General features: G+C 68.1%; 19 protein-coding genes. 6 read left to right on the forward strand and 13 right to left on the reverse strand.

Annotated elements, in window-relative coordinates:
• Nucleotides 1-2: 2 nt before the first annotated feature.
• From PVT71_RS02980 to PVT71_RS03040, 13 genes are all read right to left on the reverse strand, one after another.
• The gene (locus PVT71_RS02980; RefSeq protein ID WP_353473009.1) at nt 3-851 is read right to left on the reverse strand and encodes a DUF1989 domain-containing protein; all 849 of its coding nucleotides are present in this window, start codon (nt 849-851) and stop codon (nt 3-5) included.
• A gap of 59 nt (nt 852-910) precedes the next feature.
• Nucleotides 911-2,029, reverse strand: a complete 1,119-nt coding sequence (locus tag PVT71_RS02985; RefSeq protein WP_353473010.1) for an acyltransferase — start codon at nt 2,027-2,029, stop codon at nt 911-913.
• Nucleotides 2,030-2,222: 193 nt separating this feature from the next.
• Nucleotides 2,223-2,420: a hypothetical protein gene (locus PVT71_RS02990; RefSeq protein WP_353473011.1), complete on the reverse strand. Its 198-nt coding sequence runs from the start codon at nt 2,418-2,420 to the stop codon at nt 2,223-2,225.
• Between the two features lie 82 nt (nt 2,421-2,502).
• Nucleotides 2,503-2,664, reverse strand: coding sequence for a hypothetical protein (locus PVT71_RS02995; protein WP_353473012.1), 162 nt, complete (start codon nt 2,662-2,664; stop codon nt 2,503-2,505).
• A gap of 185 nt (nt 2,665-2,849) precedes the next feature.
• Complete coding sequence (locus PVT71_RS03000; protein WP_353473013.1) at nt 2,850-3,629, reverse strand: succinate dehydrogenase iron-sulfur subunit; 780 nt, start codon at nt 3,627-3,629, stop codon at nt 2,850-2,852.
• A 9-nt stretch (nt 3,630-3,638) separates the two neighbouring features.
• Nucleotides 3,639-3,947, reverse strand: coding sequence for a hypothetical protein (locus tag PVT71_RS03005; RefSeq protein ID WP_353473014.1), 309 nt, complete (start codon nt 3,945-3,947; stop codon nt 3,639-3,641).
• Nucleotides 3,947-5,752 (reverse strand): succinate dehydrogenase flavoprotein subunit, encoded by a 1,806-nt coding sequence (gene sdhA, locus PVT71_RS03010; RefSeq protein WP_353473015.1) that lies wholly within the window; start codon nt 5,750-5,752, stop codon nt 3,947-3,949. The genes PVT71_RS03005 and sdhA overlap by 1 nt, the downstream gene beginning before the upstream one ends.
• A 25-nt stretch (nt 5,753-5,777) precedes the next feature.
• The gene (sdhD, locus tag PVT71_RS03015; protein ID WP_353473016.1) at nt 5,778-6,149 is read right to left on the reverse strand and encodes a succinate dehydrogenase, hydrophobic membrane anchor protein; all 372 of its coding nucleotides are present in this window, start codon (nt 6,147-6,149) and stop codon (nt 5,778-5,780) included.
• An 11-nt stretch (nt 6,150-6,160) separates the two neighbouring features.
• Nucleotides 6,161-6,550 (reverse strand): succinate dehydrogenase, cytochrome b556 subunit, encoded by a 390-nt coding sequence (gene sdhC, locus PVT71_RS03020; protein WP_353473017.1) that lies wholly within the window; start codon nt 6,548-6,550, stop codon nt 6,161-6,163.
• Between the two features lie 267 nt (nt 6,551-6,817).
• On the reverse strand, nt 6,818-7,849 hold the full coding sequence (locus PVT71_RS03025) for a MaoC family dehydratase (protein WP_353473018.1): 1,032 nt from the start codon (nt 7,847-7,849) through the stop codon (nt 6,818-6,820).
• Complete coding sequence (locus PVT71_RS03030) at nt 7,849-8,052, reverse strand: DUF1737 domain-containing protein (RefSeq protein ID WP_092425002.1); 204 nt, start codon at nt 8,050-8,052, stop codon at nt 7,849-7,851. Before PVT71_RS03030 ends, PVT71_RS03025 begins: the two co-directional genes overlap by 1 nt.
• A 21-nt stretch (nt 8,053-8,073) precedes the next feature.
• Nucleotides 8,074-8,619 carry an NnrU family protein gene (locus tag PVT71_RS03035; protein ID WP_353473019.1) on the reverse strand — a complete coding sequence of 182 codons (546 nt, stop codon included), beginning with the start codon at nt 8,617-8,619 and terminating at the stop codon, nt 8,074-8,076.
• 39 nt (nt 8,620-8,658) lie between these two features.
• Nucleotides 8,659-9,510, reverse strand: coding sequence for a CoA ester lyase (locus PVT71_RS03040; RefSeq protein WP_353473020.1), 852 nt, complete (start codon nt 9,508-9,510; stop codon nt 8,659-8,661).
• A 262-nt stretch (nt 9,511-9,772) separates the two neighbouring features.
• Here PVT71_RS03040 and PVT71_RS03045 point away from each other — a divergent pair, with 262 nt between their 5' ends.
• The 6 genes from PVT71_RS03045 (at nt 9,773) to mdh (ending at nt 15,266) form a co-directional block, all read left to right on the forward strand.
• Nucleotides 9,773-10,135 carry a hypothetical protein gene (locus PVT71_RS03045; protein WP_353473021.1) on the forward strand — a complete coding sequence of 121 codons (363 nt, stop codon included), beginning with the start codon at nt 9,773-9,775 and terminating at the stop codon, nt 10,133-10,135.
• 130 nt (nt 10,136-10,265) lie between these two features.
• A complete protein-coding gene (locus tag PVT71_RS03050) occupies nt 10,266-11,171 on the forward strand; it encodes an ABC transporter substrate-binding protein (protein ID WP_353473022.1) in 906 nt (301 codons plus the stop codon).
• 143 nt (nt 11,172-11,314) lie between these two features.
• Nucleotides 11,315-12,358 carry an ABC transporter permease gene (locus tag PVT71_RS03055; protein ID WP_353473023.1) on the forward strand — a complete coding sequence of 348 codons (1,044 nt, stop codon included), beginning with the start codon at nt 11,315-11,317 and terminating at the stop codon, nt 12,356-12,358.
• Nucleotides 12,355-13,290, forward strand: a complete 936-nt coding sequence (locus PVT71_RS03060; RefSeq protein ID WP_353473024.1) for an ABC transporter ATP-binding protein — start codon at nt 12,355-12,357, stop codon at nt 13,288-13,290. Before PVT71_RS03055 ends, PVT71_RS03060 begins: the two co-directional genes overlap by 4 nt.
• Nucleotides 13,287-14,024 (forward strand): ABC transporter permease, encoded by a 738-nt coding sequence (locus PVT71_RS03065; protein ID WP_353473025.1) that lies wholly within the window; start codon nt 13,287-13,289, stop codon nt 14,022-14,024. Before PVT71_RS03060 ends, PVT71_RS03065 begins: the two co-directional genes overlap by 4 nt.
• Before the next feature lie 279 nt (nt 14,025-14,303).
• Entirely contained in the window at nt 14,304-15,266 is a 963-nt protein-coding gene (gene mdh / locus PVT71_RS03070) for a malate dehydrogenase (protein ID WP_353473026.1), read from the forward strand.
• Nucleotides 15,267-15,313 lie beyond the last annotated feature (47 nt).

Consider the following 15,313-nt stretch of genomic DNA (forward strand, 5'->3'; position numbering starts at 1 on the left):
TCCTAGAGCCCGTGCGTGCCGTCGTAGCCGTTGCGCTGCGGCGAGCTCCAGCCTTGCAGCGCCGCCTGCGGCACCGACAGGATGTCGACCTCGAGCGGGGCGCAGCGCGCCGTGTCGGAACTGTGCTCGCTGCTGCAGTCGCCGCCCGGGCAGGCGCTGAGCGCGCCCAGCAGGTCGATCTCGGCGAAGAAGGTCAGGTGATCGCCCGGACGCACCGGGCTTGCCTTCATGAAATACTGGCCGGTGTCGCGGGTGAAGCCGGTGCACATGAAGACGTTGAGCACGTCATGCACCTCGCGCGCCGCCTCCGCCACCGGCAGGCCGGTCGCCCCGGCCAGCGCGCGGGTCAGGTTGGAATGGCAGCAATGGTGGTACTGGCCGCCGCCGCTGAGCAGGTAATGCGTGTGCGGATCGCAGCGCGTGCCGATCACGTCATGCACAGAGCCGCCAAAGGCGTCGATGCCGTACCAGTCGAGGCTGTCCTCGACGATGGTCGCCATCGGGCGCAGGTGCGGAAAGCTCGACCACATGCGCTCGCCGGTGGTCAGGTGCGTGCCGTGCAGGGCGCGGGTCTTGCCCGAGTAGAAGCGCTCCGACAGGTCCGCGGCGTTCCAGAGGTTGAGATCGCCCACCTGCGGCGCCTCGACGCTGCGGATGCGGAAGAAGCCCCCCGCCGGCACGCGGAAGGCGCAGGCCTCGCGCGGGGCGGCGACGACGGTCTCGACCAGCTCCGCCTGCGCCAGCGCGGCACGGTAGAGCGCCATGTCCGGCACCGGCAGCGTCTCGTTCGGGTAGCAGATCACCGGCGGAATCGCGCGGCGCGCCTCTGCATCGGCGGGGGCCTGGGTCATGGCGGATCTCCTTTTGCGCAAGAAGGCCCCGCCCCGCGCGCAGGATCAAGCCCTTCCGCTCACTCGCCGGGTACGAGCCCCCCGCTGCGCCGCGGCCGCATCACCCGCGTGCGCAGCCAGCGCAGCAGCGGGCGTTCGACGACGAGATGCGCCAGCACCCCTGTCGCCATCGCCCCGACGACGAGGATCAGCAGCGTCAGCGCTGGCGGCAGCACCTGCCCGAGCCCCAGCGCCAGCATGACCTTGGTGAGCAGCGCCAGCGCCAGCCCGTGCACGAGGTAGATCGCGTAGGAGGCATCGCCGAGGAACACCATGGCCCGGCCCGCGCCGAGCGCCCCGCCGCTCTCGAGCCGGGCAACGCCCGCGACGCCCAGCATGGCGAAGGCGCCAAAGAGCACGGTCCGCGCCTCGCGCGAGAAGCTCAGCACGTCGAAGACATCGCCGAGCCCGACCACCAGGAAGCCGAGCACGCCCAGGATGGCGGCGATCCGGGCCCCGCGCAGCTCGAACTTCGGATAGGCCCAGGCCGCGAGCATCCCCATCGGGAAGAGCAGGTTGTGGGTGCCGAAGAGCGTGCTCAACGGATAGGCGGCGTCGCCTCCCACCGACAGGGCCGCCGTCGCCAGCTGCCAGGCGACGAAGACCGCGGCCCCGGCACGCGGCAGGAACAGGATGAGCGCGAAGAAGCCGTAGAACAGGAACTCGTGGGTCAGCGTCCAGGCCGGTTCGATCAGCAGCGGGCTGCCGTCCGCCATCGGCAGCAGGAAGGCCGCGTGCAGCGCGCGGGCCAGGTCGAGCCGGGCGCTGCCGAGACCCAGCAGCGTCAGCGCGATGAGGCCGAGCAGCACGCACCAGTAGAACGGCAGGATGCGCAGCACGCGCTTGACGAGGAAGCGCAGCCCGGCGCCGCGCTGGCCGATGTCGCGCCGATGCACCAGGAACATGATGAAGCCGCTCAGGACGAAGAAGAATTCCACCCCGGAATAGCCCATGTCGAAGACCGGGCTGACCGATTGCCCCGGGTGCAGCCGTTCCGGCAGGAAGAAGACATGCGCATGGAAGAAGACCACGGCGATCGCGGCGATCGCCCGCCCGGCCTGCAACGTGGTGAAGGAGACGGAAGATGAACTGCGCGCGGAAGCCTGCGCAGCCCCGCGCAACGTCGCGATATTTACCATGGATCACCCAAGTCAGCCGGTTCGTGCGTTGAGAGGACACCCACACCGACCGCCAACCGGGCCGGAACTTATCAAGACCATGCTCGAGGCTAGCATGGGCAAGAAATCGTTAAAAGAAGATGAAGGTCAGGCCGGTACACTTAAAGGCGAGTTGCCGCTTGTGCAGGCATCGCTGGGGTGGCGCGGCGGCGCGCTAGGTCTTCTGCCTCAGGCAGACATCGGGGGTCTCGCCCCGCGGCCCCTGGGTGACGGCGCCGCATTGCACGCAGGTCCATTGGCTCTCGCCCGCGCCGCGGCGCTCGCGCCAGCGGCACCTGCGCGTCTCGCCGTGCCGGTAGTTGAAGACCAGCAGCAGCACCACCGCAATGACAAAGACCCCCGCGAAAATCACAAGGGGTCTCGATCAGTCAACGTGTCGGAGGAGGTCATGCGCATGGGGGAACCGTAGCGTGCCGGACCTCCGGGAGCCAGCCTCAGGCGGCGCGGTAATAGTCCAGGGTGCCGAGATCCGCGGTCACATCCTTGTGCGCGGCATGCACGAGCACGGGCTCGGGCTGGTAGTAGGCGAAGGCCTGCTCGAGCACTTCGAGGGCTTCACGGGCGGCGGTCTCGGTCTTTGCAGCGGTGCTGGTCATTGCATCATTCCTTGATCTTTCGATCTCCTCCCGTCCGGCTGTGCATATAGGGGCTTCTGCGCTGCGGCACACCCGCCGATCCTGCAACCGCGCTCTGCGCTGAGCGCAACCGTCGACCGCGGGCCGGGAAAAGCGAAAGCGCCGCCCCCGGGGGGACGGCGCTTCGTGATCGCAAGCGACCGGGATCAGACGTGCCGCTCGAGCATCATGTGCTTGATCTCGGCGATCGCCTTTGCCGGGTTCAGACCCTTGGGGCAGGTCTTGGCGCAGTTCATGATCGTGTGGCAGCGGTAGAGCTTGAACGGATCCTCGAGGTTGTCGAGGCGCTCGCCCGTGGCTTCGTCACGGCTGTCGATGATCCAGCGGTAGGCGTGCAGCAGCGCGGCCGGGCCGAGATAGCGGTCGGAGTTCCACCAGTAGCTCGGGCAGGCGGTCGAGCACGAGGCGCACATGACGCACTCGTAAAGACCGTCGAGCTTCTTGCGGTCCTCGATCGACTGACGCCATTCCTTCTGCGGACGGTTCGTCTTGGTCTCGAGCCAGGGCATGATCGACGCGTGCTGCGCGTAGAAATGCGTCAGGTCGGGGATCAGGTCCTTGACCACCGGCATGTGCGGCAGCGGGTAGATTTTCACGTCGCCCTTCACCTCGTCGAGGCCGTAGATGCAGGCCAGCGTGTTGATCCCGTCGATGTTCATCGCGCAGGAACCGCAGATGCCCTCGCGGCACGAGCGGCGGAAGGTCAGCGTCGGATCGATCTCGTTCTTGATCTTGATCAGCGCGTCCAGGACCATCGGACCGCACTTGTCCATGTCGAGGAAGTAGGTGTCGACCCGCGGGTTCTCGCCGTCATCGGGGTTCCAGCGGTAGATCTTGAACGCCCGCACGTTGGTCGCGCCCTCGGGCTTCGGCCAGGTCTTGCCGGTGCGGATCTTGGAGTTCTTGGGAAGTGTGAATTGAACCATGTCGCTCTCCTATCGGATGAGGGCCGGCAGCCCCTCGGCTGCCAGGCAGGTCAGGGTCTCGGGTTTCGAGACGATATCGGCGACAACCTCGACGGTGCTGGCGGTCGGGCCGGTCACGCTGTCGGCGGCCAGCGCGTAGATCTGCGTGGACGACGCATGGTCGATCACGCAGTCCAGCGCCGGTTCCACAGGCACGCCCGGGTACCTGTCGGCCACGACGCGGGCGACCGTGGATTTCGCGGCCTGCCGCGCAATCTGGTCCTGCGTCTGTGGCGAACAGGCCGCCAGCGCGAGTACGAGGCCGAGGGCAACCCGCATCAGAAGGTCCGCGCCTTCGGCGCGATCTTCTTCAGCGAGATGCCGCCTTCGGCTTCCGTGGTCAGCGGGTCGACGACGACCGGGCGGTAGCTCAGCTCCACCTTGTTGCCCTCGACGCGGCTGATCGTGTGCACGCGCCAGTTCTCGTCATCGCGGTTCGCGAAGTCCTCGTGCGCATGCGCGCCGCGGCTCTCGTGGCGCGCCTCGGCGCCGACGATGGTCGCGATCGCGTTCGGCATGAGGTTGGTCAGCTCGAGGCTTTCCATCAGGTCCGAGTTCCAGATCAGCGAGCGGTCGGTGACCTTGATGTCGCCCATCTTGCCGGCGATCTCGGTCATCTTTTCCTTGCCTTCCTTCAGCGTCTCGGAGGCACGGAACACCGCGGCATCGGCCTGCATGGTGCGCTGCATCTCGAGGCGCAGCTCGGCGGTCGGGATCGCGCCCGAAGCGTTGCGCACGCCGTCGAAACGGTCGAAGGCCTTGTCGATCTGCGACTTCGGCGCGGTCGGCACGGCACCCGCACGGTCCACCACCTCGCCGGCGCGGATCGCGGCGGCGCGGCCGAAGACCACGAGGTCGATCAGCGAGTTCGAGCCGAGGCGGGTCGCCCCGTGCACCGAGGCGCAGCCCGCCTCGCCCACCGCCATGAGGCCCGGCACGACGGCGTTCGGGTTCTCGGCGGTCGGGTCGAGCACCTCGCCCCAGTAGTTGGTCGGAATGCCGCCCATGTTGTAGTGCACGGTCGGCAGAACCGGGATCGGCTCCTTGGTCACGTCCACGCCGGCGAAGATCTTCGCGCTCTCGGAGATGCCCGGCAGGCGCTCGGCGAGCGCTTCCTTCGGCAGGTGCGAGAGGTTCAGGTGGATGTGGTCGCCATGCTCGCCCACGCCGCGGCCTTCGCGGATTTCCATGGTCATGCAGCGCGAGACGTAGTCGCGGGGCGCGAGGTCCTTGTACTGGGGCGCATAGCGCTCCATGAACCGCTCGCCGTCCTTGTTGGTCAGGTAGCCGCCTTCACCGCGGGCACCCTCGGTGATCAGGCAGCCCGAGCCGTAGATGCCGGTCGGGTGGAACTGCACGAATTCCATGTCCTGCAGCGGCAGGCCCGCACGGGCCACCATGCCGCCGCCGTCGCCGGTGCAGGTGTGCGCCGAGGTGGCCGAGAAATAGGCCCGGCCGTAGCCGCCGGTGGCCAGCACGGTCATCTTGGCGTTGAACACGTGGAAGGTGCCGTCGTCGAGCTTCCAGCACAGCACGCCCTTGCAGACGCCGTCCTCCATCAGCAGGTCGATGGCGAAATACTCGATGTAGAATTCCGCGTTGTTCTTCAGCGACTGGCCGTAGAGCGTGTGCAGGATCGCGTGGCCGGTCCGGTCCGCCGCGGCGCAGGTGCGCTGCACGGCGGGGCCTTCACCGAACTCGGTGGTGTGGCCGCCGAAGGGGCGCTGGTAGATCTTTCCTTCCTCGGTACGCGAGAAGGGCACGCCGTAATGCTCGAGCTCGTAGACCGCGGCGGGCGCGGAACGGGCGAGGTATTCCATGGCGTCGGTGTCGCCGAGCCAGTCGGAGCCCTTCACCGTGTCGTACATGTGCCACTGCCAGTTGTCCGGGCCCATGTTGGCCAGCGAGGCGGCGATGCCGCCCTGCGCCGCGACGGTGTGCGAGCGGGTGGGGAAGACCTTGGTCACGCAGGCGGTACGCAGGCCCTGCTCTGCCATGCCGAGGGTGGCGCGCAGGCCGGCGCCGCCGGCCCCCACGACCACGACGTCATAGTCGTGCGTCTCGTATTGATATGCTGCAGTCATGTTGTTGTTTCCTCGAGCCGCGAATTCAGAGTGCCAGTTTGACCAGCGCGAAGAGCGCGCCTGCGATCATCGCCCAGGACAGCGCCTGAACGGCGACGAGCACCAGCTTGCCGAGCGTGCCGGGAACGTAGTCGATGACGGCTTCGTCGATTTCACCCTTGCAGTGCAGGATCACCACCACGGCGGTCAGCGCGGTGATGATCGCCGTGCAGGGCTGCGCGAAGTAGGCCAGCACCTCTTCGTAGCCGCGGCCGAGGGCGGCGCCGAAGGTGAAGACGAAGAGCGGCACCAGCACGACCAGCGCGGCCGAGGTGATCATGGCGTTCCAGTGGTGGTGGGTGCCCGTGCGGGCCGCGCCCAGACCCTGCGCCAGTTTGCGGTCGGTCACAAATCGCATGCGATGTCTCCTTACACCACGATGATCGTGAAGAGGGTCAGGACGGTGGCACCGATGAACATGCCCCAGCCAAGCTTCTGCGAGATCTCGACCTCGACGCAGTAGCCGAGATCCCAGATCAGGTGCCGCAGCCGGCCCAGCATGTGATACCAGATCGCCCAGGTCGCCAGCAGCATCAGCAGATCGCCGAAGAAGCTGGTCAGGATGCCGTCGACCACCGCGAAGGCCTCGGGCGAGCTTGCCGCCGCGAGCAGCCAGCAGACCACCAGGAAGGCAAAGCCAAAGGTCGCAATTCCGGTGATCCTGACCATGATGGACGAGATCGACGTCATCTGGGGGCGGTAGTACGTCCCGATCATGAAGGGTGAAAGCGGGCGACTGCCCCGGTTCACATCGGCCATGGCTTGTCCTTTACGGTTCCCTTGTGGCCGCGTTCTAGCGCCTCTTGCCCCGCCCTGTCACGCGGCTGCACCGCGCCTGAGCGTGTTTTTTCCACCCAATTCCAAAAAATGATCGGAATACGTGATCACACTTGAAAAAGCGTGATCACATTTCTGGCGCTAACGGGTAGTTCCGCAGAGTCGCCTTATTCCCAAGCGTTTAACTCGGAATTCCGCACTGCAGCGACGCGACTCAATCGCCCTGCTCGCCCGCGACGCGGCGGCAGCTCAGCGCGGGATCAGCGCCCAGTAATCGAGGTCGAGCAGCACGTGCGGCAGGTATTTCCCGTCCGCCCCCTTCAGCGCGAAGGGCGCCCCGCCCTTGGTCGCCACGAGCCGCAGCCGCAGCGCGCCGACGCCCGGCGCGGCGGTCTCGGCCCGGTCGAGAACCTCGGACCAGACCTTGACGGTATCCCCGGCAAAACAAGGGTTTGCATGGGCCCCGGCGTTCAGCCCGACGATCATCTGCGCATTCGCCAGCCCGTTGAAGCTGAGCGCCCGCGCCATGGAAATCACGTGCCCGCCGTAGATCAGCCGCTTGCCGTCGTCACGGTGGGTGGCGTCGAAATGCACCTTGGCGGTGTTCTGCCAGAGCCGGGTGGCGAGCATGTGCTCGGCCTCCTCGATCGTCACGCCGTCGACGTGGTCGATCTGCTCGCCGACCGCGTAATCGCCCCAGCGATGCGGCTCCCCGGCGAGGGTGAAATCGTAATTCGTGAAGTCGAGCCCCGCGGGGATCACCAGATCCGCCGGCGCCAGCGCCGCCTTCAGTTCGGGCAGCACGGTCTCGGGCGCGGGCGCCTCAGCGTCCTTCTTCCGCACCATCACCCAGCGGCAGTACTCCAGCACGGTCTCGCCGCGCTGGTTGCTGCCGCGCGTGCGCACGTAGACCACGCCCGAGGTGCCGTTCGAGTTCTGCTTGAGCCCGATCACCTCGGAGGAGGCGCGAAGGGTATCGCCCGGATAGACCGGCTGCAGCCAGCGCCCCTCGGCATAGCCGAGGTTCGCGACCGCGTTCAGCGAGACATCGGGCACGGTCTTGCCGAAGACGAGGTGGAACGCCGCCAGATCGTCCAGCGGCGCCGAGGGCAGACCAACGCTCCGGGCGAACTCGTCCGAGGAATAGAGCGCATGACGGGCCGGGTAGAGCGCGTGGTAGAGCGCCCTTTCCCCACCCGAGACGGTGCGCGGCACGGCGTGGTCGATGACCTGACCGATGCGGTAATCCTCGAAGAAGCGACCGGGGTTGGTCTTGGCCATCACTGTGCTCCCAGTTTCATGTCCGGCGTGTAGGGCGTGTCGATGTCCTTGGTCACGGCCTGGCCGCAGCGCATCACGCCATTGGCGGCGTCGAAGGCGTAGGTCGGGCTGCCGTAGAGCTCCCAGCCCTTGCTCAGGGCCTCGGACACCTTGTGGCAGAAGGCCGAGGTGTCGTCCTCGGTCAGCAGTCGGTAGATTTTCATGGTTTCAGTTCCAGACGTTACTCATCCAAAAGTGGGATAGCCGAGCCAGGTGTGGATCGCCCCGATCACGAAGAGCAGCACGAGGCTGGCCGCGACGAAGATCAGGTCCTTCTTGATCTCGCCCTTCGCGGGCGGTGTCCAGTCGGGCTCGGTGCGGTTGATCGTGCTCATCTCGACCAGCGCCCAGATGCCGAGCCCGCCGAAGAGCACGAAGGAGGGCGTGTCGCCGTTCACCAAGAGGTGCGCGATGGCCCAGAGCAGGAAGCCGGTCAGCATCGGGTGGCGCATCTTGTAGAAGATCGCGCCCTTCTTCGGCCCGGGCGAGGTGAGGTAGAGCGCCGCCAGCATCAGCAGGTTGTTGATCCCCACCGTCGCAGGGGTGCGACCGTAGAAGAAGGCGCCGTCGGCCATGCGGTAGCCAAAGATCATCAGGACGACGCTGACGATCAGGGCGAGCGCCATCACGCCCTTGCCCTTCTCGCCCATCTTCGCCCGTGCCTCGGGCGCGAGGCGCTTGAACAGATGCGCCGCCCACCAGAGCGCGACGCCGAGAATCAGAAGCAGCATTGGGGGTCTCCTTATGCCGGGTTCGTCCCGACCCTGCCCTCAAGCCCCCATCGCGGCAATGGCATCGGCCTTGGCCAGCACCGATTTCGCCGTCACCACGTGCAGGTTCTCCACGATCCTGCCGTCGACGACGGCAACCCCCTGCCCCGCGGCCTCGGCCGCCTCGAAGGCGTGGATCTGCCGCCGGGCAAGGTCGATCTCGCCCTCGGTCGGGGCAAAGGCGGCATTGGCGATCTCGACCTGCGCCGGGTGGATCAGCGTCTTGCCGTCGAAGCCCATGTCGCGGCCCTGATCGCATTCGGCCTTCAGCCCATCGTCGTCCTTGAAGGCGTTGTAGACCCCGTCGACGATGGTGCAGCCGCTGGCCTTGGCCGCCAGCAGGCACAGTTGCAGCGAGGTCAGCATCGGCAGCCGGTCGGCGCGGAAGCGCGAGTTCAGCTCCTTGGCAAGGTCGTTGGTGCCCATGACCATGCCCGCCAGCCGCGGATGCGCGCCGATCGCCTGCGCGTTGAGCATGCCCTTCGGCGTCTCCATCATCGCCCAGAGCGGCTTGCCGGTCAGAGCAGCCAGCGCATCGAGCTGCGCCGGATCCTCGACCTTGGGCAGCAGCACCGCGTCGCAATCCATGACATCGGCGGCGCGGGCATCCGCCTCGCCCCATTCGGTGTCGAGCCCGTTGATCCGCACGATCCGCGTGCGGTTGCCATAGCCACCGACGCCCAGCGCCGCGGCCAGCGTCTCGCGCGCGGCGGGTTTCTCCGCGGGGGCCACGGCATCCTCGAGGTCGAAGATGATCGCATCCACCGGCAGGGCGCGCGCCTTGTCGAGCGCCCGCTCCTTCGAGCCGGGAATGTAGAGAACCGAGCGATAGGGCCGAAGCGCGAGATCCATGCCTTCCTCCGTCGAGCAATAATCTTGCGTGAGTGATGCATATCTTTTCCGAAAACTGCAAGGCCCTTCATGCCGCATCGCAGAAGAATTCACCGATCCCCGCCGATGAATGCCCGGCATTTTAACCGGGGACGCATGTTTAACCAATCCTTCGGACTTGCGCCGCAGGCTCGATCCGGAGCCAGAGGCTCTCCGGTTTCCAGCGTTTGAAGGACAGAACGAACCCACCGCGGCGCAGGCCGCCCCTCGGAAAGGAACGGCGATGACGGCACTTCCGACGACCGCCCAGCGCATGGCATGGCCACGGCCCCCCAGCCGTGCGCGCCTTGTTGCGCTCCTTTGCGGGGGGCTCGGCGCGCTGCTGCCCGCGCCCTCCACCGGCCAGAGCCAGACCTGCGGCCCGCGCGAGGCGGTCGTGGCGCGGCTCGCGGAAACCTATGGCGAGACGCGGCATTCCATCGGCCTTGGCAGCAACAACGCGATGATGGAACTGTTCGCCTCGGACGAGACCGGCACCTGGACGATCACCGTCACCTCCGCCGCCGGACTCACCTGCCTCGTCGCCAGCGGCCTCGCCTTCGAGACCCTTGCCGAAACCCTCCCGCCCGAGGAGAGCGACGCCTGAGGACTGCGCAGCGCGCTCGCCTTTTCCGGGAATATGCGCGCAGGACTTGGCCTCCGACCGCCGCCGCCTAGTTTCTGAGCGGAACTCTGTCATACTCGACAGGACGCAACGGAAGGGAGCCGGACGCGCCATGACCCGCAGACTACTTCTTGCCGCCGCCAGCCTCGTGGCCGGCCTCGCCGGCACCGCACAGGCCGATATCGTCGTCTCGTCGAAGATCGACACCGAGGGCGGGCTTCTCGGAAACATGATCGCCCTCGCGCTCGAACACGCCGGCCTGCCGGTCGAGCGGCGCCTGCAGCTCGGCGGCACGCAGGTGGTGCGCGAGGCCATCCTCGCCGACCAGATCGACATCTACCCCGAGTATACCGGCAATGCCGCCTTCTTCTTCAACGAGGCCGATGCGGACCTCTGGAAGGACGCCGCCGCCGCCCATGACCGCGCCAAGGAGCTCGATGCCCAGAACGGCATCACCTGGCTCAGCTCCGCCCCGGCCAACAACACCTGGGCGATCGCCGTGACCGGCCCGGTGGCCGAGGAGAACAAGCTCGACACGATGAGCGACTTCGGCAAGTGGGTCGCCGGCGGAGGCGAGGTGAAGCTCGCCGCCTCGACCGAGTTCGTCTCTTCCCCCGCCGTCCTGCCCGCCATGCAGGAGACCTACGGCTTTGCGCTCACCGAGGACCAGACCGTGATCCTCTCGGGCGGCGACACGGCCGCGACGATCCAGGCCGCCGCGCGCGGCACCTCGGGCGTCAATGCCGCGATGGTCTACGGCACCGACGGCGGCGTCGGCGCGACCGGGCTCGTGGTGATGAAGGACGACAAGGGCGTGCAGCCGGTCTACGAGCCCACGCCCATCGTCCGCGACGCCGTGCTCGAGGAATATCCCACCATCCCCGAGGTGCTGAATCCGATCTTCGAGGGCCTCTCGATGGAGACCCTGCAGGAGCTCAACGGCCGCATCCAGGTCGGCGGCGAGCCCTCCGAGGCGGTGGCGAAGGACTACCTCACCAAGTCCGGGGTGCTGGACTGATCTCCGTCGCGGCGGACCCGACGGCCCGCGCCGGGCGGCGCCTTTCTCCGCCCGGCCTGCTCTTCGCGGCGCTTGGACTGGCGTCGCTTGCCCTGCCCTTCCTGACCCTGCGCGCCAACCGCATCGTCGCGGGCGAGGGCGTGATGCTCTGGGACAGCGCGCCCCTAAATGCAGTGCTTCCGGGTGCGCTCGCGCTCACCGCCGGGCTCGCGCTCGGCATCCCCGCCGGCGCGCCGCTGCGCCGCCTCGGCGGCAGCCTGCTCGGCCTTGCCGGGCTCATCCTTCTTCTCGCGCGCGGCGCGGCCAGCCAGCTCGACGGCGCCGGCGACCTCGCCCGCGTCTCTCCCGCTGCCGGGGCGTGGTGCCTGCTGCTGGTGCTGATGCTGCTCATGGCCGACGCACTGTCGCAATTGCGCCCCGGCCCGCGCGCCCGCGCCGGGCTGCTCGCGCTGCTGCTGGCCGCGCTCGCCGCGCTGCTCTGGTCCGGGGCGCTCTCGAACCTTTCGGTGCTGCAGGAATACGCCAGCCGCAAGGAGGCCTTCCGCACCGCCGCCCTGCGCCACCTCGCGCTGGCGCTCGGCTCGCTCGGCGCGGCGGCGCTGATCGGCTTCCCGCTCGGCATCCTCTGCCACCGCAACGGCAGCCTGCGCGGCATGGCCCTGCCGGTGCTGAGCTTCCTGCAGACCATCCCGTCGCTGGCGATGTTCGGCATCATGATCCCGATCCTCGGCTGGGTGGCCGCGACCTATCCCGCCGCCCGCGCGCTCGGCATCGCCGGGATCGGTTTCGCCCCCGCCTTCCTCGCGCTGGTGCTCTATTCCCTGCTGCCGGTGGTCGCCAACACCGTGACCGGGCTCGCCGCCACCCCGCCCGCCGCCATCGAGGCCGCGCGCGGCATGGGCATGACCGGCGCGCAGCGCCTCTGGAAGGTCGAGCTGCCGCTCGCCATGCCGGTGATCCTTGCAGGCCTTCGCATCGTGCTGGTGCAGAACATCGGCCTTGCCGTCATCGCCGGGCTGATCGGCGGCGGCGGCTTCGGCAGCTTCGTCTTCCAGGGGCTCAACCAGACCGCCACCGACCTCATCCTGCTGGGCGCGCTGCCCACCGTCCTCCTCGCCCTCGTCGCGGCGATCGTCATGGACATCCTCGTCGACCTCACCCGCCGCATCCCGGAGCGCCAGCCATGATTGAGATCGACCGGATCACCAAGCTCTACGGCCGCACCCGCGCCGTCGATGCCGTCTCGCTCACCGCCGAGACCGGCACGATCACCGTGCTTGTCGGCACCTCCGGCTCGGGCAAGACCACGCTGCTGCGGATGATAAACCGGCTGGTCGAGCCGACCTCGGGCGAGGTCCGCATCAACGGCGAGCCCACCCACGCCGTCAAACCGCACCTCCTGCGCCGCCGCATCGGCTACGCCATCCAGGGCCACGGGCTCTTCCCGCACCACACGGTCGCGCGCAACATCGGCGCGGTGCCCGAGCTGCTCGGCTGGCCGAAGGAGAAGATCGCCGCGCGGGTGGACGAGCTGCTGACGCTCTTCGGCATGGAGCCCGCCGAGTTCCGCGACCGCCTGCCGCTCGAGCTTTCGGGCGGCCAGCAGCAGCGTGTCGGCGTTGCCCGCGCCCTTGCCTCGCGCCCGGATCTCCTGCTGATGGACGAGCCCTTCGGCGCGCTCGACCCGATCATCCGCACCCGCGCGCAGGAGGATCTGCGCGCCATCCAGCGCAAGCTCGGCTCGACGATCCTTCTCGTCACCCATGACATGGACGAGGCGATCCGCCTCGGCGACCGCATCGCGGTGATGGATGGCGGGCGGCTGGTGCAATACGGCCCGCCGGAAGAGATCGTCGCGCGCCCCGCCACGCCCTTCGTCGCCGAGATGGTCGGCGACGCCGAGCGGCCCATGCGGCTGCTCTCGCTCATCCCGGTCTCGGACCTCGTCGAGGCAGGGACCGCCGACGGCGCCCCCCTGCCCGCCACCGCCAGCCTGCGCGAGGCGCTCTCCGCCTGCCTCTGGACCGGGCGCGAGGCGATCCCGGTCGAGGCGAACGGCACCCCCGCCGGGCGCGTCACCCTCGCCGCCATCCGCGAGCGCGCGGAGCGCCACGCGTGAAACCCGGGCAGATTCTGCGCGCCGCGCTCATCGCACTCCTGCTGGCGCTGGTGCTGAAACCCGCGCTCTTCACCCCCGTCTTCGCCCCCTTCGCCCCCGCGAACGGCCCGGTGATCTACACCCGCAGCTCGCTGCTCTCGCTGTCGCTGAGCCACCTCGGCCTCGTCGCCCTCGCCTCGACCGCGGCGACGCTGGTGGCGGTGACGCTGGCGATCCTCGTCACCCGCCCCTCAGGCGCCGCCTTCCGGCCGCTCTCGCGCACGCTCACCAATGTCGGGCAGACCTTCCCGCCCGTGGCGGTGCTGGCGCTGGCGGTCCCGGCGCTCGGCTTCGGCGCCGGGCCGACACTGGTGGCGCTCTTCCTCTACGGGCTGCTGCCGATCTTCGAGAACGCGATGACCGGCCTCTCGACCCTGCCCGCCGCCACGATGGAGGCGGCGCGCGGCCTCGGCCTCGACCGCTGGCAGAGGCTCTGGCGGGTCGAGCTGCCGCTGGCCCTGCCGGTGATCCTCGGCGGCATCCGGCTCTCGGTGGTGATCGCCCTCGGCACCGCCACCATCGGCTCGACCGTGGCGGCGCGCACGCTGGGCGAGGTGATCATCGCCGGGCTGCTCACCAGCAACACCGCCTTCGTGCTGCAGGGCGGGCTCATCGTCGGGCTCTTCGCGGTGCTGATCCACGATGCGCTGGTGCAGCTCGAAAGGTATCTCGCGCGGCGCAGCGGGCGCGGCTGAGCGCCCCTCGCCCTTGGACAGAATCGCCCGACTGCCCGTGAATGCGGCAATTTGCGCCCGCAGGTTGCAGCCGCGCCCTGCCCGCCCCCGCGATGCGGCCGCCGAGGGCATACCCTCGTATACGATCACTAGTTTATTGAAAATAAATGTCTTTACCGCAACCATTCCGCATGGTCAGCAATCGAGCTTCCGTGATGCTGCCCTGCAGCGCCCTTGCGCGTCGGCGGCAGAGACCTTACGCAAGCGGCGGACTTCACAAATGGAGCGGAGAACAGATCCATGGCCAGACCCAAGATTGCCCTCATCGGCGCGGGACAGATTGGCGGCACGCTTGCACATCTCGCGGCCCTGAAGGAACTCGGCGACGTCGTGCTCTTCGACATCTCGGAAGGCACGCCGGAAGGCAAAGCGCTCGACATCGCGGAATCCGGCCCCTCCGAAGGCTTTGACGCGAAGCTCAAGGGCACCCAGGACTACGCCGACATCGCGGGCGCAGACGTCTGCATCGTCACCGCCGGCGTGCCGCGCAAGCCCGGCATGAGCCGCGATGACCTGCTCGGCATCAACCTCAAGGTCATGAAGTCGGTCGGCGAAGGCATCAAGGAAAACGCGCCCGACGCGTTCGTCATCTGCATCACCAACCCGCTCGACGCGATGGTCTGGGCGCTGCAGAAGTTCTCCGGCCTGCCCCCGCACAAGGTCTGCGGCATGGCCGGCGTGCTGGACTCGGCCCGCTTCCGCCACTTCCTGTCGGTGGAATTCGACGTGTCGATGAAGGACGTCACCGCCTTCGTGCTCGGCGGCCACGGCGACACCATGGTCCCCTCCGTCCGCTACTCCACCGTCGCCGGCATCCCGCTGCCGGACCTGGTCGAGATGGGCTGGACCACGCAGGAGAAGCTGGACGCGATCGTGCAGCGCACCCGTGACGGCGGCGCCGAGATCGTCGGCCTGCTGAAGACCGGCTCGGCCTTCTACGCGCCGGCAACCTCGGCGATCGAGATGGCGGAAGCCTATCTCAAGGACCAGAAGCGCGTCCTGCCCTGCGCCGCTTACTGCGACGGCGAGTTCGGCCTGACCGACATGTACGTGGGCGTCCCGACCGTGATCGGCGCCGGCGGCATCGAGAAGATCGTGAACATCAAGCTGACCAAGGACGAGCAGGAGATGTTCGACAAGTCGGTCGCCGCGGTGAACGGCCTCGTCGAAGCCTGCAAGGGCATCGACTCCAGCCTCGCGTAAGCCTTTCGCGGGCCCGGACGGGACCGCGTGACACTCCGGGCCCCGGC

It is taken from the genome of Salipiger sp. H15 (assembly GCF_040409955.1).
In the GTDB taxonomy this organism is placed as follows: Bacteria; Pseudomonadota; Alphaproteobacteria; order Rhodobacterales; family Rhodobacteraceae; genus Salipiger.

Bases quoted from the DNA above. Each gene is read 5' to 3' on its own strand.
- sdhD (WP_353473016.1), bottom strand. From the start codon at position 6,149: ATGCGATTTGTGACCGACCGCAAACTGGCGCAGGGTCTGGGCGCGGCC.
- PVT71_RS03030 (WP_092425002.1), bottom strand. From the start codon at position 8,052: ATGAAAATCTACCGACTGCTGACCGAGGACGACACCTCGGCCTTCTGC.
- PVT71_RS03045 (WP_353473021.1), top strand. From the start codon at position 9,773: ATGACGGCACTTCCGACGACCGCCCAGCGCATGGCATGGCCACGGCCC.
- PVT71_RS02980 (WP_353473009.1), bottom strand. From the start codon at position 851: ATGACCCAGGCCCCCGCCGATGCAGAGGCGCGCCGCGCGATTCCGCCG.
- sdhA (WP_353473015.1), bottom strand. From the start codon at position 5,752: ATGACTGCAGCATATCAATACGAGACGCACGACTATGACGTCGTGGTC.
- PVT71_RS03000 (WP_353473013.1), bottom strand. From the start codon at position 3,629: ATGGTTCAATTCACACTTCCCAAGAACTCCAAGATCCGCACCGGCAAG.
- PVT71_RS03050 (WP_353473022.1), top strand. From the start codon at position 10,266: ATGACCCGCAGACTACTTCTTGCCGCCGCCAGCCTCGTGGCCGGCCTC.
- PVT71_RS03060 (WP_353473024.1), top strand. From the start codon at position 12,355: ATGATTGAGATCGACCGGATCACCAAGCTCTACGGCCGCACCCGCGCC.
- PVT71_RS03025 (WP_353473018.1), bottom strand. From the start codon at position 7,849: ATGGCCAAGACCAACCCCGGTCGCTTCTTCGAGGATTACCGCATCGGT.
- mdh (WP_353473026.1), top strand. From the start codon at position 14,304: ATGGCCAGACCCAAGATTGCCCTCATCGGCGCGGGACAGATTGGCGGC.
- PVT71_RS02985 (WP_353473010.1), bottom strand. From the start codon at position 2,029: ATGGTAAATATCGCGACGTTGCGCGGGGCTGCGCAGGCTTCCGCGCGC.
- sdhC (WP_353473017.1), bottom strand. From the start codon at position 6,550: ATGGCCGATGTGAACCGGGGCAGTCGCCCGCTTTCACCCTTCATGATC.
- PVT71_RS03055 (WP_353473023.1), top strand. From the start codon at position 11,315: ATGCTCTGGGACAGCGCGCCCCTAAATGCAGTGCTTCCGGGTGCGCTC.
- PVT71_RS03040 (WP_353473020.1), bottom strand. From the start codon at position 9,510: ATGGATCTCGCGCTTCGGCCCTATCGCTCGGTTCTCTACATTCCCGGC.
- PVT71_RS03035 (WP_353473019.1), bottom strand. From the start codon at position 8,619: ATGCTGCTTCTGATTCTCGGCGTCGCGCTCTGGTGGGCGGCGCATCTG.
- PVT71_RS02995 (WP_353473012.1), bottom strand. From the start codon at position 2,664: ATGACCAGCACCGCTGCAAAGACCGAGACCGCCGCCCGTGAAGCCCTC.
- PVT71_RS03005 (WP_353473014.1), bottom strand. From the start codon at position 3,947: ATGCGGGTTGCCCTCGGCCTCGTACTCGCGCTGGCGGCCTGTTCGCCA.